General features: G+C 66.9%; 18 protein-coding genes. 10 read left to right on the top strand and 8 right to left on the bottom strand.

Translation table 11 applies throughout. The features are described from left to right. Positions 1-10 precede the first annotated feature (10 nt). The gene (locus tag JF542_RS16515; protein WP_207076643.1) at positions 11-1,438 is read right to left on the bottom strand and encodes a cytochrome ubiquinol oxidase subunit I; all 1,428 of its coding nucleotides are present in this window, start codon (positions 1,436-1,438) and stop codon (positions 11-13) included. Positions 1,439-1,661: 223 nt separating this feature from the next. Between JF542_RS16515 and purF the strand changes: the two genes are divergently transcribed. The 5 genes from purF (at position 1,662) to JF542_RS16490 (ending at position 6,048) form a co-directional block, all read left to right on the top strand. Further along, complete coding sequence (gene purF, locus JF542_RS16510) at positions 1,662-3,128, top strand: amidophosphoribosyltransferase (RefSeq protein WP_007800237.1); 1,467 nt, start codon at positions 1,662-1,664, stop codon at positions 3,126-3,128. Positions 3,129-3,295: 167 nt separating this feature from the next. Continuing rightward, complete coding sequence (locus JF542_RS16505) at positions 3,296-3,559, top strand: amidophosphoribosyltransferase (protein ID WP_242533798.1); 264 nt, start codon at positions 3,296-3,298, stop codon at positions 3,557-3,559. A gap of 32 nt (positions 3,560-3,591) precedes the next feature. Next, positions 3,592-4,239 carry an SDR family NAD(P)-dependent oxidoreductase gene (locus JF542_RS16500; protein WP_207076642.1) on the top strand — a complete coding sequence of 216 codons (648 nt, stop codon included), beginning with the start codon at positions 3,592-3,594 and terminating at the stop codon, positions 4,237-4,239. Positions 4,240-4,477: 238 nt separating this feature from the next. After that, a complete protein-coding gene (trmFO, locus tag JF542_RS16495; RefSeq protein ID WP_040544808.1) occupies positions 4,478-5,830 on the top strand; it encodes a methylenetetrahydrofolate--tRNA-(uracil(54)-C(5))-methyltransferase (FADH(2)-oxidizing) TrmFO in 1,353 nt (450 codons plus the stop codon). Further along, positions 5,827-6,048 carry a hypothetical protein gene (locus JF542_RS16490; protein ID WP_207076641.1) on the top strand — a complete coding sequence of 74 codons (222 nt, stop codon included), beginning with the start codon at positions 5,827-5,829 and terminating at the stop codon, positions 6,046-6,048. Before trmFO ends, JF542_RS16490 begins: the two co-directional genes overlap by 4 nt. 56 nt (positions 6,049-6,104) lie before the next feature. Here the strand turns inward: JF542_RS16490 and JF542_RS16485 are convergent, their stop codons facing one another. Further along, the gene (locus JF542_RS16485) at positions 6,105-6,638 is read right to left on the bottom strand and encodes a YbhB/YbcL family Raf kinase inhibitor-like protein (protein WP_207076640.1); all 534 of its coding nucleotides are present in this window, start codon (positions 6,636-6,638) and stop codon (positions 6,105-6,107) included. Between the two features lie 178 nt (positions 6,639-6,816). On the opposite strand from JF542_RS16485, the gene gluQRS reads away from it, so the two are divergent. Then, positions 6,817-7,674, top strand: coding sequence for a tRNA glutamyl-Q(34) synthetase GluQRS (gene gluQRS / locus JF542_RS16480; protein ID WP_207076639.1), 858 nt, complete (start codon positions 6,817-6,819; stop codon positions 7,672-7,674). 123 nt (positions 7,675-7,797) lie between these two features. Here the strand turns inward: gluQRS and hisI are convergent, their stop codons facing one another. Next, entirely contained in the window at positions 7,798-8,160 is a 363-nt protein-coding gene (gene hisI / locus JF542_RS16475) for a phosphoribosyl-AMP cyclohydrolase (RefSeq protein ID WP_207076638.1), read from the bottom strand. Positions 8,161-8,229: 69 nt separating this feature from the next. On the opposite strand from hisI, the gene JF542_RS16470 reads away from it, so the two are divergent. Further along, positions 8,230-8,682: an iron-sulfur cluster assembly scaffold protein gene (locus JF542_RS16470; RefSeq protein ID WP_007800225.1), complete on the top strand. Its 453-nt coding sequence runs from the start codon at positions 8,230-8,232 to the stop codon at positions 8,680-8,682. 525 nt (positions 8,683-9,207) lie between these two features. Here the strand turns inward: JF542_RS16470 and recG are convergent. The 4 genes from recG to sciP all read right to left on the bottom strand — a co-directional run bounded on the left by recG (position 9,208) and on the right by sciP (position 14,788). Then, positions 9,208-11,298, bottom strand: coding sequence for an ATP-dependent DNA helicase RecG (gene recG, locus JF542_RS16465; RefSeq protein WP_207076637.1), 2,091 nt, complete (start codon positions 11,296-11,298; stop codon positions 9,208-9,210). Positions 11,299-11,302: 4 nt separating this feature from the next. Continuing rightward, entirely contained in the window at positions 11,303-13,576 is a 2,274-nt protein-coding gene (gene ligA, locus JF542_RS16460; protein ID WP_207076636.1) for an NAD-dependent DNA ligase LigA, read from the bottom strand. A gap of 72 nt (positions 13,577-13,648) precedes the next feature. After that, positions 13,649-14,365 (bottom strand): response regulator transcription factor CtrA, encoded by a 717-nt coding sequence (gene ctrA / locus JF542_RS16455; RefSeq protein WP_207076635.1) that lies wholly within the window; start codon positions 14,363-14,365, stop codon positions 13,649-13,651. 123 nt (positions 14,366-14,488) lie between these two features. Continuing rightward, positions 14,489-14,788, bottom strand: a complete 300-nt coding sequence (gene sciP, locus JF542_RS16450) for a CtrA inhibitor SciP (RefSeq protein ID WP_007800123.1) — start codon at positions 14,786-14,788, stop codon at positions 14,489-14,491. 143 nt (positions 14,789-14,931) lie between these two features. Between sciP and mnmA the strand changes: the two genes are divergently transcribed. Beyond that, complete coding sequence (mnmA, locus tag JF542_RS16445; RefSeq protein WP_207076634.1) at positions 14,932-16,074, top strand: tRNA 2-thiouridine(34) synthase MnmA; 1,143 nt, start codon at positions 14,932-14,934, stop codon at positions 16,072-16,074. Positions 16,075-16,395: 321 nt separating this feature from the next. Here the strand turns inward: mnmA and JF542_RS16440 are convergent, their stop codons facing one another. After that, the gene (locus JF542_RS16440) at positions 16,396-16,623 is read right to left on the bottom strand and encodes a hypothetical protein (RefSeq protein ID WP_242533797.1); all 228 of its coding nucleotides are present in this window, start codon (positions 16,621-16,623) and stop codon (positions 16,396-16,398) included. Between the two features lie 236 nt (positions 16,624-16,859). Between JF542_RS16440 and JF542_RS16435 the strand changes: the two genes are divergently transcribed. Both JF542_RS16435 and typA read left to right on the top strand, forming a co-directional pair. Beyond that, a complete protein-coding gene (locus JF542_RS16435; protein ID WP_207076633.1) occupies positions 16,860-17,219 on the top strand; it encodes a DMT family transporter in 360 nt (119 codons plus the stop codon). Positions 17,220-17,753: 534 nt separating this feature from the next. Beyond that, entirely contained in the window at positions 17,754-19,571 is a 1,818-nt protein-coding gene (gene typA, locus JF542_RS16430; protein ID WP_207076632.1) for a translational GTPase TypA, read from the top strand. Positions 19,572-19,576 lie beyond the last annotated feature (5 nt).

Genomic DNA, 19,576 nt, shown 5'->3' with positions numbered 1-19,576 from the left:
TTCCTCCGGCTCATTCCGCCGGGGCCGAGCGGCCCCGGTCGATCTGTTGCTGCGGCGTGATGCCGGCGGCGCGGGTCGGACCGGGCTCGGCGTCCGCATCGTCCTCGCCCGTGTCGGGCTCGCGGTGCATGAGCCGCAGGATGTAGAGCACCCCTGCCCCGAACACCGCGAAATAGATCACGATGAAGGCGATCAGCGACCAGCCCACCGCGCTCGCCCCCAGCGGCGAGACCGCGTCGGCGGTACGAAGCTGGTTGTAGACGACATAGGGCTGCCGTCCGACCTCGGTGGTGATCCAGCCGGCGATCACCGCCACCAGCCCCGACGGCCCCATCGCCACCATCGCCCGCCAGAGCCAGGGCGAGGCGTAGAGATGCCCGCGCCAGCGCGCATACAGCCCCCAGAGACCGGCGCCCACCATCAGGAAGCCGAGGCCGACCATGACGCGGAACGACCAGAAGATCACCGCCACCGGCGGCTCCTCTTCGTCGGGCACCACGTCGAGCCCCTCCATCGCCCCGTTCCAGCCCAGCCCGAAGATCACCGAGCTCAGATGCGGGATCGACAGCTCGTAGCGCATCTCGCCCGCCTCCTGGTCCGGCAGGCCGAAGAGGATCAGCGGCGCGCCGTCCTCGTGGCTGTGGAAATGCCCCTCCATCGCGGCGATCTTCACCGGTTGATGCTCGAGCGTGTTGAGCCCGTGCTCGTGGCCCACCATGACCTGCAGCGGCGCGGTCACGACGATCATCCACATCGCCATCGAGAACATCCGCCGCGCCGCGGCGTTGTGTGCCCGCCCCCGCAGCAACTGCCAGCCGCCGACGCCGCCAACGATGAAGGCGGTGGTGAGGTAGGCGGCGGTGAGCGTGTGCGCCAACCGATACGGGAAGGAGGGCGTGAAGACGATGGCCCACCAGTCCTCGGGAATGAACTGACCGTCGGCGTTCATGCCGAACCCCTGCGGCGTCTGCATCCACGAGTTCACCGACAGGATCCATGTGGCCGAGATCGCCGTGCCCACCGCGACCATGGCGGTCGCGAACATGTGCAGACCCGGACCCACCTTGTCGCGGCCGAAGAGCATGATGCCGAGGAAGCCGGCTTCGAGAAAGAACGCCGTCAGCACCTCGTAGGCCATGAGCGGTCCGACCACGGGCCCTGCCAGATCCGAGAACACCGACCAGTTGGTGCCAAACTGGTAGGACATGACGATGCCCGAGACCACGCCCATGCCGAAGGCGATGGCAAAGATCTTGACCCAGAAGTTGAACACCCGGAGGTACACTTCATCCCGCGTCCAAAGATACAACCCGTTCAGCACCGCGAGGTAACTCGCGAGGCCGATGCTGATCGACGGGAAGATGAAGTGGAACGACACCGTAAAGCCGAACTGGATGCGTGCCAGCAGCGTTGCGTCGAGGCCGAGGAATGTGTCCATGCCGAGGTCTCCAAATGCGGTCGCAGCATCACCTAGAGCGGATTTCTGCACGTGCCAGTGGCAGATCGCGGCAATGCGTCGCGCCTGCGTGGCGCCGACTCGCGCTGTGATTGCGCGAACCCAGAGTTTTATGATCCTTCCGTGACATGTATCGCGGATGCGATTATGTGGGGGCCATCTCTCCCCAATACCGGATTCGGAGCTGCCCTTGTCCGAGCGCCATATGCCCCCCGCCCATCCCTTTGATTTCGATGCCGTCGACGGCGACACGCTGCACGAGGAATGCGGGGTCTTCGGAATGATCGGCGTCACCGACGCCGCCAATTTCGTCGCCCTCGGCCTTCATGCCCTGCAACATCGCGGGCAGGAAGCCGGTGGGATCGTCTCCTACCACCCCGAGCACGGCTTCAATTCGGCCCGCCGCTTCGGCTATGTCCGCGACAACTTCACCAAGCAGTCGCTGATGGAAACCCTGCCCGGCGCGCTGGCCATCGGCCATGTGCGCTACTCCACCGCCGGCTCCAAGGGCGCGCAGATCCGCGACGTCCAGCCCTTCTTCGGCGAGTTCTCGATGGGCGGCGCGGCGATTGCCCATAACGGCAACATCACCAATGCCGAGGCCCTGCGCCGCGAGCTGATCGAGCGCGGCTCGATCTTCCAGAGCTCGTCGGACAGCGAATGCATCATCCACCTGATGGCGCGCTCGCTGCAGCGCGACATCCCGGCCCGGATGGAAGACGCGCTGCGCCGTGTCGAGGGCGCCTTCTCGGTCGTCGCCATGACCCGGACCAAGCTGATCGGCGTGCGCGATGCGCTCGGTGTGCGGCCGCTGGTGCTGGGCAAGGTTGGCGACGGCTGGTGCCTCTCGTCCGAGACCTGCGCGCTCGATATCATCGGCGCCGAGTACGTGCGCGAGATCGAGCCCGGCGAGATGGTGGTGATCACCGAGAAGGGGGTCGAAAGCACGCATCCCTTCCGCAGCCGCAACTCGCGCTTCTGCATCTTCGAGCACGTCTATTTCTCGCGCCCCGATTCGATCATCGGCGGCCGCTCGGTCTACGAGACCCGCCGCCAGATCGGCGTCGAGCTGGCCCGCGAGGCCCCGATCGAGGCCGACCTCGTCTGCCCGGTGCCCGACAGCGGTACCCCGGCGGCGATCGGCTACGCCCACGAGAGCGGCATTCCCTATGGCATGGGGATCATCCGCAACCAGTACATGGGCCGGACCTTCATCGAGCCCACCGAGCAGATCCGCAACATGGGGGTGCGCCTCAAGCTCAACGTCAACCGCGCCCTGATCCGCGGCAAGCGCGTGGTGCTGGTCGACGACTCGGTGGTGCGCGGCACCACCTCGCGCAAGATCAAGGAGATGATCCTCGATGCCGGCGCCGCCGAGGTGCATTTCCGCATCGCCTCGCCGCCGACCGCGTGGCCTTGCTTCTACGGCGTCGACACGCCCCAGCGCGAGAAGCTGCTGGCCGCGACCATGTCCGAGGACGAGATGTGCGAGCACCTTGGCGTCGACTCGCTGAAATTCATCTCTCTTGACGGTCTGTACCGCGCCGCCGGCGAATCCGAGGGCCGCAACAACAGCTGCCCGCAATATTGCGATGCCTGCTTCTCGGGCGAGTACCCGGTCGAACCGGCCGACATGATCGAGAAGGGCTTCAAGCTCAAGGCGGCGGAATAATCGCCGCATCGGCGCGCCCTTGCCGGCGCGCCGGCTCCTTCCCGCCAATCTTCCGCCAAGGCTGCCCCAAACTCACGGCGGCGTGACGGCACCCCGTCTTTCCTGTCCGGTTCACCGGCTTTATCCAGCCGTCCATCCCAAGGGGACCAGACAGGAGGATGGCCAGAATGGCTCAGCAACAAACCCCGAGACAGGTCGCAGAACGCGCCACTGAATCCGTCGAGATGCCGCGCACCGGCCCGATGCTGCTTGGCGTGTTCGGCAACGAGACCGCCCCGGAAGCGCTCGTGCGTCTGCCCAACGGGCAGCTCGACACGGTGGCGCTTGGCGATCGGGTGAACGGCCGCCAGGTGGTGGCAATCGATACCGGTCGCATCGCGCTGGCGCGGGGTGGCAAGGCCTACTGGCTCGAGCAGCTCGGCGGACGTTGACAAACCCCGCCGCGCGGGCCAATGGGGCAGGCATGACCGACCAGATTGCCATCGTCACCGGCGCCTCGCGCGGCCTGGGCTTCGCCCTCGCCGAGGCGCTCGCGCCCCGCTACCACGTCGTCGCCGTCGCCCGCACCGTGGGCGGGCTCGAGGATCTCGACGACCGCATCAAGGCTCGCGGCGGCAGCGCCACGCTGGCTCCCATGGACATCACCAAGCGCGACGCCATGGCGCAGCTCTGCCGCTCGGTCTACGACCGCTGGGGCGGTGCCGCGCTCTGGGTCCACGCGGCGATCCACGCCGCGCCACTGGCGCCGGCGAGCCTCATGGAGCCCAAGGACTTCCAGAAGGCGCTCGACATCAACGTGGCGCCGATGGGCTATCTCGTGCCCTACATGGCGCCGCTTCTGGGCGAGACCGGCCAGGCGCTGTTTTTCGACGACCCGCATGCGGGCGCGCGCTTTTACGGCAATTACGGAGCGACCAAGGCCGCCCAGATCGCCCTCGCGCGGTCCTGGAAGGCCGAGAGCAGCAAGACCGGCCCGCGGGTGCAGATCCTGGAGCCGCGCCCGATGAACACCACAACCCGCATGCGCTTTCATCCCGGCGAGGACAAGGACGCGCTGGCCACGCCCTATGCCGAGGCCGCGCGCCTGCTTGAAGAGGCCGGGCTCGCCTGACGGTTCGCAGTCCGCGCGTGGCACGCGAAGGACGCCTCCGGCGGGAGTATTTTTGACGAAGAGAAGCCAGGGGCGCAGCGCTCCTGGCTTCTTTGGTTCAAAAGTACCTCGGGGGTGAATTGGCGCACAGCGCCAAGAGGGGGCAAGCCCCCTGCCACGGCGCTTCCCGCACGATCCGCGGCCCGGTGGCGCATCTTGCCCCTTAACACCGGCCTCGCGATCCCCTATCTGCCCCTTCATGACACAGAGATTGCATATCGTCGGCGGCGGCATGGCCGGTTCGGAAGCCGCCTGGCAGGCCGCGGAGGCCGGCATTCCCGTGGTGATCCACGAAATGCGCCCCAAGGTTGAAACCTTCGCTCACCGCACCGGCGACCTCGCCGAGATGGTCTGCTCGAATTCGTTCCGCTCGGACGATCACGAGCAGAACGCCGTGGGCCTCCTGCACTGGGAGATGCTGCAGGCCGGCGGGCTGGTGATGCGGCAGGCCTATACCCACCGCCTGCCCGCGGGCGGTGCGCTCGCGGTCGACCGCGATGCGTTCTCGGCCGGTGTCACCCAGGTGCTGCGCGACCACCCCAATGTCTCAGTCTCCGATGAAGAGATCACCGAGCTGCCCGAGGACGGCCAGTGGATCTTTGCCACCGGCCCGCTGACCTCGTCCGCGCTCGGCGCGGCCATCGCCCGCGAGACCGGCGCCGACGCGCTCGCCTTCTTCGATGCCATCGCGCCCATCGTCTATTTCGACAGCATCGACATGGACGTGGCCTGGCTGCAGTCGCGCTATGACAAGGGCGAGACCGAGGAAGAGCGCAAGGCCTACATCAACTGTCCGATGACCAAGCCGCAATACGAGGCCTTCATCGACGCGCTGCTCGCCGCCGACAAGACCGCCTTCCACGAGGGCGAGACCGCCGGCTATTTCGACGGCTGCCTGCCCATCGAGGTGATGGCGGAGCGCGGCCGCGAGACCCTGCGCCACGGCCCGATGAAGCCCATTGGCCTGACCAACAGCCACAAGCCCGAGGAAAAGGCCTATGCGGTGGTGCAGCTGCGCCGCGACAACGCGCTCGGCACGCTCTACAACATCGTCGGCTTCCAGACCAAGATGAAGTACGGCGCCCAGACCGAGGTGTTCCGGATGATCCCGGGCCTCGAGGAGGCCAAGTTCGCGCGGCTCGGCGGCATTCACCGCAACACCTTCCTCAACTCGCCAACCCTGCTCGATGCCCAGATGCGCCTGCGCTCGAAGCCCAATATCCGCTTCGCCGGCCAGATCACCGGCGTCGAGGGCTACGTGGAATCCTCGGCCATGGGCCTTGCCGCGGGGCGCATGGCCGCCGCCGAGATCCTCGGCCGCCCGCTGCCCGAGATCCCGCAGGACACCGCCCATGGCGCACTGATCCACCACATCACCGGCGGCGCCGAGGCCAAGACCTTCCAGCCGATGAACGTCAATTTCGGCCTGTTCCGCCCGGTCGACGGGCTCAAGGGCGGGCGCCGCGGCCGCAAGGACCGCTATAAGGCCTACACCGACCGCGCCAAGGCGGAATGGACCGGCTGGCTCGCGACGCAGGAGGTGCCCGCATGAATTACGTCCTCGCGCTGCTACTGCCGCCGCTGTCGATCCTGTTCACCGGGCGGCCGATCCTGTCGATCGTGGTGTTTCTCGTCTGGGTGCCGGCGATCATCTTCTCGGGCGGACTGACCCACCCGATGTTCATTCTGCTGGCCTGGATCCTGATCTACCAGTCCGGCGAAGAGCGCCGCACTCGCCGCATCGAGCGCGCCTGGCGCGACGAGGACTGAGCGAGACAAACACACGAGGGCGGCCCGCAAGGCCGCCCTGTCTTCTTGGCCGCAGCTCAGCGCCCGTAGGTGCCGCTCAGAACCGCCTTGTCGAGCGCCTTGGCATTGACGGTGAAGCCGATCACCGCCTTCGAGGCGCCCTCCATCGGGCCAAGCGCCTCGGGCAGCGCGTAGAGCGTGATGTTGTAGCGATGGGCGCCGTCGCCTTCGGGCGGGCACGGGCCGCCCCAGCGCTCGGCACCGAAATCATTGGCGATCACCGTCACGCCCTCGGGCATGCCCTCGGCGCTGGCGTTCTGCCCGAGCCCGTCGGTGTCGGCGGGGATGTCGAGCACGATCCAGTGCCAGAAGCCCGCACCACCGGTCGGCGCGTCCGGGTCGTGCACCATCAGCGCATAGGACGCCGTGCCCTCCGGAGCGCCGGACCAGGACAGCTCCGGCGACACATTCTGGCCGGGACAGCCCCAGCCATCGAAGACGAACCTCTCGTCTATGGGTGCGCCATCGCCGATATCGGGGCTGGTCAGATCGAGGGCAAAGGCCGGTGTGCCGGCGCAGAGCGCGGCAAGACAAAAGACAAATCTCTTCATCTGAACTCTCCATTGCAAAGAAACAGGACAACCCAAAAATGCATATCGCGAGTCGCCTGCACCCATAGAGTGCCAAACGCGCAAGAACGTAAAGGCCCGCGCGCCCTGCCCCCGCATGCCTTGCCATTGTGTCGCAGGCGCTTGCCGCCGCGCGAGGCTCCGCCTAGGGTCGCGCGCCATGATCACCCGCTTCGCCCCCTCGCCCACCGGTCCACTGCATCTCGGCCACGCCTACTCGGCGCTGCTCAACTTCGACATGGCCACGGCGGCGGGCGGCACCTTCCTGCTGCGCATCGACGATCTCGACCGCAGCCGCGCCCGCCCGGAATGGGAGGCGCAGCTCAAGGACGACCTGCGCTGGCTGGGCCTCGACTGGCCCGCCCCCTGCCGGCGCGAATCCGAGCATCTCGACGCCTACGACGCCGCGCTCGACCGGCTGTGGGAGAGCGGCTTGCTTTATCCCTGCCACTGCACCCGCCGCGACATCCGCGAAGCGCTCTCCGCGCCGCAGGAGGGCGCGCCGCTCACCGGACCGGACGGGCTGATCTACCCCGGCACCTGCCGCCCTGCCACGCCGCCGACCGGCCCCCGGCCAGAGGACACAACGCTGCGGCTCGACATGGCCCGCGCTTGCGCGACCCTGACCCGGCCGCTGCACTTCGTGGAAACCGGCGCCGGTCCCGACGGCCAGACCGGCGCGATCGAGACCTCGGCGCACGAGATGATCACCACCATCGGCGACGTCGTGCTGGCGCGCCGAGAGATGGGCGCCGCCTACCACCTCGCGGTGGTGATCGACGACGCGGCGCAAGGCGTCACCGACGTGGTCCGCGGCCGCGACCTTTTCGAGGCCACGCGCATCCACGCGCTGCTCCAGGGCCTTCTGGACCTCACAACCCCGCGCTACCACCACCACCGCCTGATCCGCGACGAGAGCGGCAAGCGTCTCGCCAAACGCGACGACGCCCGCGCCATCGCGCTCTACCGCAGCGAGGGCCGCACCCCGCAGGAGATCCGCAGCATGGTCGGCCTATGAGCCCCACGCCCCGATCTTCTCTGGTTCAAAAATACCTCGGGGGAGTCGCGGCAAGGCCGCGACGGGGGCAGCGCCCCCAAACCGCCATCGCCGCCAGCGCACCCGGCGGACAGAGCGCCCGGCTCACTCCGCCATCGGCGCCATGATCTCGACCTCGTCCCCGTCGCGCAGCGCGGTATAGAAACACGAGCGCCGGTTCGTGTGGCAGGCCGGTCCGGTCTGGCGCACCAGCGCGAGCACGCAGTCGCGATCGCAATCGACACGCAGCTCCACCAGTTCCTGCAGGTGGCCCGAGCTCTCGCCCTTGACCCAGAACGATGCGCGCGAGCGCGACCAGTACGTTACCCGGCCGGTCTCCAGCGTGCGTGCCACCGCATCAGCGTTCATCCACGCCATCATCAGCACCTCGCCGGTCTCGGCCTCCTGCGCGATGCAGGGGATGAGGCCCTTGGCATCGTAGACCAAAGTCTCGGGATCGAAGCTCATGGGGCAAAAATCCTTTTGCAGCCGGGAAATCCGCCCCTATTTAGGAGACAAGACCGGAAAGGGAAAGCCATGTCCGCCGAGACCGACCTCATCAAACTCTATTCGCAGCGCATCCTCGCCCTCGCGGCAGACATTCCGCGCACCGGCCGGCTCGAGGCGCCCGATGCCAGCGTCAAGAAACGCTCGCCGCTCTGCGGCTCGACGGTGACGGTCGACCTGACCATGCGCGATGGCGTGGTGTCGGATTACGCGCAGGACGTGAAGGCCTGCGCGCTTGGCCAGGCCTCTGCGGCAGTGGTGGGCGACGCCATCGTCGGGCGCACCCCGGAAGAGATCGCCGCGGCGCGCGACGCGCTGCGCGCGATGCTGAAGGAAGACGGCCCGACCCCGCCGGCGCCGTTCCAGGAGCTCGAGGTGCTGCGTCCGGCGCAGGCCTACAAGAACCGCCACGCCTCGATCCTGCTGGCGCTCGACGCCGCCACCGAGGCCGCAAGCCAGGCCGCCGAAGCGCAAAGCGCCTGAGGCCTCGGCGGCCCGCCCGCACCCCTCGCAAACTCCCTTAGCACATAAAAAAACCGCCGCGCTCCGGGGGACATGGAGGCGGCGGTCAGTGGCGTGTCTTATCAAGGGTCGGACCGGCCATCGCTCCCAGGCAGTGGAGCATCAGGCGGGGACAGCCGCCGCGCATCGGGGACAGATGACGCGCAGACCGGACCGACCGGAAAGACCGCAGGCAGAAACTGTCAGAAACCGGGCAGGTGAAGCGCCCCCATCAGGATGACGACCAGAGAGACGCCGCCGATCATATCGTGGATCAGCGTGTTGTCCGTGCGCGAAAGAACCTTGCGAAGCGTATCAATCATGGTGTCGATCCCTGTTCTCAATTTTGTTGCCACTTTGTTCTCACAGGGGGAACGGCCTGTAAAGAACTTTTTGAGAACATATGTGAACACGAAGAGGAACATGCGGACAGATCGCTGCTAAGACATTGATTTTCCGAAGATCGCAGGTGTGAACAAAATAGGAACAGTCGGACGCAGAACGGGGCTACCCGACCGAAATCAGCCGGATCGCCTCGTCCTGCCGCATCAGCCAGAGCAACATCTTCGCGGCCCGCCCGCGCGGGCTCTCGAGCGTCGGGTCGTCGGCCAGCAGCTTGCGCGCGTCGCTCTGCGCCATCGCCATCAGGCCGGACTGGTGCTCGAGATCGGCCACCTTGAAGCGTGGCAGGCCCGATTGCGCCGTGCCGATAAGGTCACCTGCGCCGCGCATCTCGAGGTCGACCTCCGAGATACGGAACCCGTCCTCGGTTTCGCGGAGGGTCTTGAGGCGCCTCATGCCCGCCTCACCCAAGGGGGGCTGGTACATCAGCAGGCAGGTGCTGTCGCCCTCGCCCCGACCCACGCGGCCGCGCAGCTGGTGCAGCTGCGCCAGACCGAACCATTCGGCGCGCTCGATCACCATGATCGTGGCGTTTGGCACGTTGACGCCAACCTCGATCACCGTGGTCGCCACGAGGACCTGAGTCTCGCCCGCAACGAAGCGTGCCATGGCGGCGTCCTTCTCCGCCGGTGGCATCTGTCCGTGAACAAGGCCGACCATGCCCTCGCCCAGGACCGCGCGGAGCCGTTTGAACCGCTCCTCGGCCGCGGTCAGGTCGACTGCCTCGCTCTCCTCGACCAGCGGACAGACCCAATAGGCCTGCCGCCCCTCGGCCACCGCCTGTACGAGATGCTCCACCACCTCCTGCATGCGCTCGGCCGAGACCAGCGCGGTGCGGATCGGCTTGCGCCCCGGCGGCTTCTCGTCGAGCACCGAGACATCCATGTCGCCGTATTGTGCCAGCGCGAGGCTCCGCGGGATCGGCGTCGCGGTCATCACCAGAACATCCGCGCCGGCTCCCTTGCGCCCCAGCTCGAGCCGCTGCCGCACGCCGAAACGATGCTGTTCGTCGACGATGGCGAGGCGCAGGTCACGGAACGCAACGTCGGCCTGAAACACCGCATGCGTGCCCACGAGGATCTGGATGTCGCCGCGCTCCAGCGCCGCCAGCTTGGCCTTGCGCTCACTGCCCTTGTCGCGCCCGGTGAGGATCTCGACCACCACGCCGGCGCTCTCGGCAAGGGGTCGCAGCCCCTCGAGATGCTGCCGCGCGAGGATCTCGGTGGGGGCCATCATCACGCCCTGCCCCCCGGCCTCGACCGCAACCAGCAGCGCCATGAAGGCCACCAGCGTCTTGCCGGCGCCCACGTCGCCCTGCAGCAGGCGGTTCATGCGCTCACCGCCCGCCATGTCCTCGGCGATCTCGTCCATCGCCCGCATCTGCGCGCCTGTGGGCCGGAACGGCAGCGCCGCCAGCACCTTGCGCCGGAGCGCCCCGTCACCGCGCGTGGACCGCCCCTTGCCCTTTCGACGATGCACCCGAGCCAACGCGAGGGTGAGCTGATGCGCCAGCAACTCGTCATAGGCCAGCCTTGCCCGCGCAGGCGCCGCCGGGGACAGAGCGTCGGCGCCATCGGGGGCGTGTGCCGCCTCCAGCGCCGCGCGCCAGTCCGGCCAGCCTTCGCGCGCTTTCAATGGACCGTCGATCCATTCGTCGAGCTCCGGCGCCTTGGTCAGTGCATCCGCGCTGGCCCGTGCCATGAGCTTCTGCGTCACCCCGCCGGTGAGCGGATAGACCGGCTCGAAGGCGGGCAGGCTCGCGGCCTCATCGGGCGGCAGGATGTGGTCCGGGTGGACCATCTGCGCCATGCCGTCGAAGAGCTCGACCCGCCCGGACACGATGCGCCGCGATCCCTCAGGCAACACCCGTCCGAGATAGTCCGAGCGGCCGTGGAAGAACACCAGCTGGAAGCCGGTCTGCGCGTCCTCGACATGAATGCGATAGGGGCGCCCCTTCTGCGCCGGCTTCATGTGCCGCCCAACCGTGACCTCGACCGTGACCACGCCCGGAAGGTTTGCATCCTGCACACTGTCGCGCGGGCGGCGGTCGATCACCCCGTGCGGCAGAGTGAAAAGCAGATCACGCGGCGCGACGATGTCGAGCCCCTCGAGCGCCTGCGCGGTCTTCGGCCCGACCCCGTCCAGCGTCTTGAGCTCGGCGAAGAGCGCCCAGAGGGCTTCGGGCCTCTGGCTCATCGGCTCAGCCTCCGATCAGCGCCAGCCAGGCGTCCTCGTCCATCAGCTCGACCCCCAGTTCGCGCGCCTTGGCCTCCTTCGACCCCGCGCCCGGGCCCGCCACGACGATGTCGGTCTTCTTGCTCACCGAGCCCGAGACCTTGGCGCCGAGCGCCTCGGCCCGCGCCTTGGCTTCGGCGCGGGTCATCTTTTCGAGGCTGCCGGTGAAGACCACGGTCTTTCCGGCGACAGGGCTGCCGTCGGTGGCTGGCCGCTCGGCATCCTGAATGTCGAGCTGAGCCACCAGCCGGTCGATCGAAGCGCGTTCTGTGGGCTGGCCCATGGACGTGACCAGCGAAACCGCAACCGTTTGGCCGATGCCGTCGACACCGACGAGATCGTCCCACGCGGCGCGCGCTTCGGTCGAGACCGCCGGGTCTTCGGCCCAGGCGGCATCGCGGATCTCCTTGAGCCGGGCACGGCGGCCCTCGGACTTGGCCGCCACGCGCTCGGCCTCGACCGCCTGCTCGGCACGCCGATAGCGCTCGGCGGCGGGGCGCGCCGCGTCGATGGCGGCGATCATCGCGGACCAGCTCAGGTAGTGGCGCGCGAGATCGTTGGCGACCACCTCGCCCACGTGGCGGATCCCGAGCGAGAAAAGCACGCGACCGAGTTCTATTTTCCGTTTTTCATCAATGGCATCAAAGAGGTTATTCGCGCTCTTCTCCCCCCAGCCCTCGCGGTTCTTGAGCTGCTGCAGCCCCGAGCCGTAACGCTCTCGCAACGTGAAGATTTCCGCCGGTTCAGAAATCCAGCCGTCACGGTAGAACTGCTCGACCTGCTTGGCCCCGAGCCCCTCGATATCGAAGGCGGATCGAGACACGAAATGCTTCATCTTTTCAACCGCTTGCGCTGGACAGATAAGACCACCCGAGCAGCGACGTACGGCGTCGCCCTCCTCGCGGATCGCCTCGGAGCCGCATTCCGGGCAGGTCTCGGGGAAGGCGTAGGGCTCGGCCTCGTCGGGGCGCTTCGACAGGTCGACATCGGCGATCTTCGGGATCACGTCGCCTGCGCGATAGACCTGCACCCAATCGCCGACGCGGATGTCCTTGCCGTCGCGGATCGGGTTGCCGCTGGCGTCGCGCCCGGCGATGTAATCCTCGTTGTGCAGCGTGGCGTTCGACACCACGACACCGCCCACCGTCACCGGCGTGAGCCGCGCCACCGGCGAGAGCGCGCCGGTGCGACCGACCTGAATGTCGATGGCCTCGAGCCGGGTCCATGCGAGCTCGGCGGGAAACTTGTGGGCGATGGCCCAGCGGGGTGTGGTCGAGCGAAAGCCGAGCCGCGCCTGCAGCGCGAGATCGTTGACCTTGTAGACCACGCCGTCGATGTCATAGCCCAGCGTCGCGCGCTGTTCCTCGATCTGGGCGTAATGATCCAGCATGTCCTGCGGGCCATCGCAAAGCCGGGTCAGCGGGTTGGTCTGGAAGCCGAGCTGGGCCAGACGCTCGATGGCGTTCATCTGGGTCTCGGCCAGCGGCGCGGAGAGCTCTCCCCAGGCATAGGCGAAGAATTTCAGCGGGCGCGCACGGGTGATCTCGGGATCGAGCTGCCGCAGCGAGCCGGCGGCAGCGTTGCGCGGGTTGGCGAAGGGTTTGCCGCCGCGCGCCTCCTGCCGTTCGTTCAGCGCCTCGAAATCGGCGTGGCTCATGTAGACCTCGCCGCGCACCTCGAGCAGCTCAGGCGCACCCTCGAGCTGTTGCGGAATGTCGTCGATGGTGCGGGCATTGGCGGTGACGTTCTCGCCCGTGGCCCCGTCGCCGCGGGTCGCGGCCTGGATCAGGGCACCGTTCTCGTAGCGCAGCGACAGCGACAGCCCGTCGATCTTGGGCTCGGCGGTGAAGGGCAGCGGCGCGTCCTCGGCGAAACCGAGATAGCGGCGGATCCCCCGGTCGAAGTCGCGCACCTCGTCTTCATCGAAGGCATTCGACAGCGACATCATACGCTGCGCGTGACGGATCTTGCCGAACCCCTCGGCCAGCGCGGCGCCGACCTGCTCGCTTGGGCTGTCCTCGCGCTTGAGCTCGGGGAATCGCTCTTCGATCGCGACGTTCCGACGCTTCAGCGCATCGTAGTCGGCATCGCTGATCTCGGGCGCGTCCTCGGTATGATAGGCGAGGTTTGCCTGCGCCAGAAGCCCCGCCAGCCGCTCAAGCTCGGCCCGCGCCTGATCTTCGCTCAGGGCCTCGACGTCAATCTCGCCCGTGGTTTCGCCTATCGCCTGCTCTGCCATCTCGGGGCCCCCGTCTTTCAGCCGTCTGGCGGAAGGTTTAGGGCGCGGGAGCGGCGGCGTCCAGCCGACAGCTCAGGCGGAGGCGGCCATCGCGGGCGGCTCATCCGATCGCGGCTCGGGATCGCGCAGCACGTAGCCCCGGCCCCAGACGGTTTCGATGTAGTTCTCGTCGCCCGTCGCTTCGCTCAGCTTCTTCCGGAGTTTGCAGATGAACACATCGATGATCTTGAGCTCGGGCTCGTCCATGCCGCCATAGAGGTGGTTGAGGAACATCTCCTTGGTGAGCGTGGTGCCCTTGCGCAGCGAGAGCAGCTCGAGCATCTGGTATTCCTTGCCGGTAAGGTGCACCGATTTGCCGCCCACCTCGACGGTCTTGGCGTCGAGATTGACGGAGATCTTTCCGGTGCGGATCACCGACTGGGAATGCCCTTTAGAGCGGCGGATGATCGCATGAATGCGCGCCACCAGTTCGTCGCGATGAAACGGTTTGGTGAGGTAATCGTCGGCGCCGAAGCCGAAGCCCTTGATCTTGCTGTCCGTATCATCGGCCCCGGACAGGATCAGGATCGGCGTGCTGATCCGCGCCATGCGCAGCTGGCGCAGCACCTCATGCCCGTCGATGTCGGGTAGATTGAGATCGAGCAGGATCAGGTCGTAGTCGTAGAGCTTGGCCAGATCGATCCCCTCTTCCCCGAGATCGGTGGCGTACACGTTCAGATTGGCATGGGTCAGCATCAGCTCGATGCTCTTCGAGGTGGTCGGATCATCTTCCACAAGGAGGATTCGCATTGAAGGTTCTCCGCTTGTTCTGTCCTGTCGATCCGACCCTGAGGCAAATAAGTTAATGCTTCTTTACTGTAGACATCCGGATTTTCTTTTCAATCATCGGTTGCGATTTCAGGAGGGGCGAGATCAGGGATCGGACGGTTCGGCGCCCGGCGCGCGAAAGCGCTGCACCAGCGTTGCCTTCAGCGCCTCTTCGCCGTGATGGGCCACCGCGCGCACCCATTCGCCAAGCTCCTCCGCGCTCAGCCCGTAGCGATCCATCGCCTGGTTTTCCGAAAGCAGCCCGTATGTTACCGCCTTGACCACCGCGGCCTTGCGGGAGGCGACCCAGCGGCGCGTCTCGGCCGGGGGCAGATCGGCGCGGGTCATGATGGTGCCGTCAGGGAGCGTCACTGCGCGCGGGCCTTTGATCTTCTTGAGGTACATCCCGTTTCCGTTCCGCTCTGTTCTGTCCCGCTGTTTCCGGCTGGACGCTATTTGAGCGCGGTGGATTTAACGCGGTCTAAAAACCGCCCCTTGAGAGTGCAAAGCATTTTCCTATATTCGCGACCTGTTCCCAGGAGACCGCCATGCCCCTCGATGCCCCGCCCCTCAATTCGCTCGGCCTGCCCAAGCCGCCGTCCGAGACGCGTGTCGTGGTCGCCATGTCCGGCGGCGTCGACAGCTCCGTGGTGGCCGCGATGCTGGCCGAGGAAGGCTATGACGTCGTCGGCGTCACCCTGCAGCTCTATGATCACGGCGCGGCGCTGGCCAAGAAGGGCGCCTGCTGCGCCGGCATCGACATCCACGATGCCCGTCGCGTCGCCGAGCAGATGGGCTTTCCGCATTACGTGCTCGATTACGAGAACATCTTCCGCGACGCGGTGATCGACGAATTCGCCGAGAGCTATCTCGGCGGCGCCACGCCGGTGCCCTGCATCCGCTGCAACGAGCGGGTGAAGTTCAAGGACCTGCTCGAGACCGCCAAGGATCTCGACGCCGACTGCATGGCGACCGGGCATTACATCCAGCGCATGGTCGGAGACCAAGGTGCCGAGCTGCACTCGGCGGCGGATGCCAACCGCGATCAGAGCTATTTCCTGTTCTCCACCACGCCCGAACAGCTCGATTACCTGCGCTTCCCGCTCGGACACCTCAAGAGCAAGGCCGAGACCCGCGAGCTGGCAGCGAAATACGGGCTGAGCGTGGCCGACAAGCCGGACAGCCAGGACATCTGCTTCGTGCCCGACGGCAATTACGCGAGCGTGATCGAGAAGCTGCGCCCGGGCGCCGCCGAGCCGGGTGAGATCGTGCACGCGGATGGCCGCGTGCTGGGAGAGCATCGCGGCGTGATCCATTACACCATCGGCCAGCGCCGGGGCCTCGGGATCGGCGGCCTGACGGAGCCGCTTTACGTGGTCAAGCTCGACGTCGACAACAAGCAGGTGATCGTCGGCCCGAAAGAAATGCTGGCGACCCGCAAGGTGCCGGTGCGCGAGATCAACTGGCTGGGCGACGCGCCATTCACCTCGCGCGAGGAATGGCATCTCTCGGTCAAGGTGCGCTCGACGCGCCCCCCGCGGGAGGCCATCGTGCGGCCGATCTCGGAAACCGAGGCCGAGGTCGAACTCGTGGTCGCCGAGGAAGGCGTCTCGCCCGGCCAGGCCTGCGTGTTCTATGATCCGGACAGCAGCCGGATCTTCGGCGGCGGCTGGATCTGGCGCGGGTATTGAGGGCGTCGGTGGCGCATTTAGCGTAGCATCTCCCCAAGATCCCACGAGCGGCCCTAAGACGCCGCCGCGCATCGCCGGTCCGCGGGGTAGCGATCTTACTTCGGACTCCCTCGATTTGTCCCGGCCACGTCCGAAGGACCTCGAAGCTGTGCACCCAGCGCCCCCAAATCGCCGGCCCGGGGGGACGGGTCATGCCGGAGGCATGCTTTCACCATGACCGATGCGCGGCGGCCTTCGGCCTTGAGTCCGCGCGGGTGGTTCGCGCGCGGATCGTGGCGTAACGTCCACCTCACCGTGGCGAGCGTGAACGGCCTTGGCCCGCTACCGCCCCTGCCCGCGCCGGCTGAGGAAGGTGTGCAGCAGCGCCCCCGCCAGCCCCAGCAGCGGCGACAGCGGCACCGTCATGGCGGCGACGTAGAGCGAATTCCCGAAGCAGCTCACGAAGCGGCCCCGGTCGAGGGCGCGCAGCACCGGGTCGGCGCGCAGCGCCTCCTCGGGCATCCAGAAGAACCCGTACCACGTGGTGAAGAAGCCGCGCCACCAGGTCACCGAGGGGGCGAGATGTCGTTGAAGGACGACAGGATCATCGGCAAGCGCGGCAGGACCATGAGCACGGTTCGTATTCATAGCTGTGACGAAGTGGTAACAAGCGGATGACGGCTGGCAATGGATTGATCCACCTATGGGCAACCTTGACCCGACGTCGCTCAAGGCAGCATGCCACCGACGGCAGCGCCCGGAACAGGCGGTTCCGACAGGGCTGGCCCTCGGGCGCGATCCGGTCCATGAGTGGCCACCACCCCCGGAGTTTCGCCATGACCTACGTGATCCTCGCCTTCGCCGTGCTTGCCGAGACCATCGGCACCGCCGCTCTGCAGGCCAGCCAGCAATTCACCCGCCCCCTGCCTTCGGTGCTGGTGGTGATCTCCTACGCTCTGGCCTTCTGGCTGCTCTCGATCGTGCTGCGCAGCTTCCCGGTCGGCATCGCCTATGCGCTTTGGTCCGGGCTCGGCATCGTGTTCATCGCGATCATCGGGCTGGTGGTGTTCGGGCAGCGGCTCGACTGGCCGGCGATCATCGGCATCGGGCTGATCCTTGCGGGGATCGTGGTGATCAACCTGTTTTCCGCCACCACGGGGCATTGAGGGGAGCGAGACGACCAGCCCCTCCGGCAGGGCACGAGACTGTGCGCCGTAGACATCGGGGGGACTTCGGTCCCGCTCGACCAAGCCCCAATGCCATCGCTCTCGCCAGAGCCCCAGAAAACCACGAGCAACCGCGGGACGCCGCCGCGCCATCGCCGGCCCGCGGGATGGCGAAATGCCTCACGAGCCTCTCGATTTATCCATGCCAAATCCGAAGGACCTCAACACGCGGCGCTGACGTCATCAAGTCGCCAGCCCGATGGGGCAGGCCTTGCCGGAGGCGCGCTTCCAACATGACGTTGGCGCGGCGGCTTCTCCTCGATTCCGCGCCGGGGCAACGACCGACCCTCCGCCTCGGCGGTCCCGGCACGCACCGCGCGGCAGGCGACCCAACCTCCCTCGACGCCCCGCCCAAACCCGCGCCCACGCGGAAACGCATCGCCAGTATATGAAGGCGCAACGGGCAAGCGGCTTGCCTTTTGCGGGGTTCCCCGGTAGGGGGGCGCGCAACCCTCCCCTTTAAAGGCTCTCCTTATGGACCTGCGCAATATCGCAATCATCGCTCACGTGGACCACGGCAAGACCACGCTTGTCGACGAATTGCTGAAACAATCCGGCGCATTCCGCGAAAATCAGGCCGTCGCCGAGCGCGCGATGGACAGCAACGACCTCGAGCGCGAGCGCGGCATCACGATCTTTGCCAAGCCGACCTCGGTCGAGTGGAAGAACACCCGCATCAACATCGTCGACACCCCCGGTCACGCCGATTTCGGCGGCGAGGTGGAGCGCATCCTGAGCATGGTCGACGGTGTCGTCCTGCTGGTCGATGCCGCCGAAGGCCCGATGCCGCAGACCAAGTTCGTGACCTCCAAGGCGCTGGCGCTTGGCCTGCGCCCGATCGTGGTGCTCAACAAGGTCGACAAGCCCGACGCCGAGCCCGACCGCGCGCTCGACGAGTGCTTCGACCTCTTCGCCTCGCTCGATGCCGACGAAGACCAGCTTGATTTCCAGCACATGTACGCCTCGGGCCGCAACGGCTGGGCGGATGCCGAGCTTGACGGACCGCGCAAGGACCTGTCGGCGCTGTTCAACCTGATCGTGAACCACGTGCCTGCGCCGAAGCAGATCAAGCATTACGACGACGATTTCCGCATGCTGGCCACCACGCTCGGCTCCGACCCGTTCGTCGGCCGCCTGCTGACCGGCCGCATCGAGACCGGTCGCGTCAAGGTCGGCCAGACGGTGCAGGCGATCTCGCGCATCGGCCAGAAGATCGAACAGTTCCGCGTCACCCGCGTGCAGGCCTTCCGCGGCCTTGCCCAGGCCGACATCGAGGAAGGCCTTGCAGGCGACATCGTCAGCCTCGCCGGCATGTCCAAGGCCACCGTGGCCGACACGATCTGTGCGCTGGCGGTGGACGAGCCTCTCGACGCCCAGCCGATCGATCCGCCGACCATCACCGTGACCTTCGGCATCAACGACAGCCCGCTGGCGGGCCGTGACGGCAAGAAGGTGCAGTCCCGCGTGATCCGCGAGCGCCTGATGAAGGAAGCCGAGGGCAACGTCGCGATCAAGATCCAGGACACCCCCGGCGGCGAGGCCTTCGAGGTCTCGGGCCGCGGCGAACTGCAGATGGGCGTCCTCATCGAAAACATGCGGCGCGAGGGCTTCGAGCTCAGCATCTCGCGCCCGCAGGTGATCATGAAGGAAGAAGACGGCCAGCTCATGGAGCCGGTCGAGGAAGCCACCATCGACGTCGATGACGAGTACTCGGGCGCAGTGATCGAAAAGCTCACCGGCAACCGCAAGGGCGAGCTGGTCGAGATGCGCCCCGCTGGCGCCGGCAAGACGCGCATCATCGCGCATGTGCCCTCGCGCGGCCTGATCGGCTATCACGGCGAGTTCCTCACCGACACCCGCGGCACCGGCGTTCTGAACCGCGTGTTCCACGGCTGGACCGAGCACAAGGGCTCGATCCCCGGCCGCCGCGCCGGCGTGCTGATCTCCATGGAGAACGGCGAGACCGTGGCCTACGCGCTCTGGAACCTCGAGGACCGCGGCAAGATGTTCCTCGGTGCCCAGGCCCCGGTCTACCAGGGCATGATCATCGGCGAGCACTCGCGCGAGAACGATCTCGAGGTGAACCCGCTCAAGGGCAAGAAGCTGACCAACGTCCGCGCTTCCGGCACCGACGAAGCGGTCCGCCTGACCACGCCGGTCACCCTGTCGCTGGAAGAGGCCATCGCCTATATCAACGACGACGAGCTGGTGGAAGTGACGCCGAACGCCATCCGCCTGCGCAAGCGCTATCTCGACCCGCACGAGCGCAAGCGCATGTCGAAGAGCCAGTAAGCCAG

The sequence above is a fragment of the Salipiger bermudensis genome, from assembly GCF_017309175.1.
Classification (GTDB): domain Bacteria; phylum Pseudomonadota; class Alphaproteobacteria; order Rhodobacterales; family Rhodobacteraceae; genus Salipiger; species Salipiger bermudensis.
Note: the sequence above shows the minus strand (reverse complement) of the source record. Positions and strands in the feature narration are given on the sequence as shown.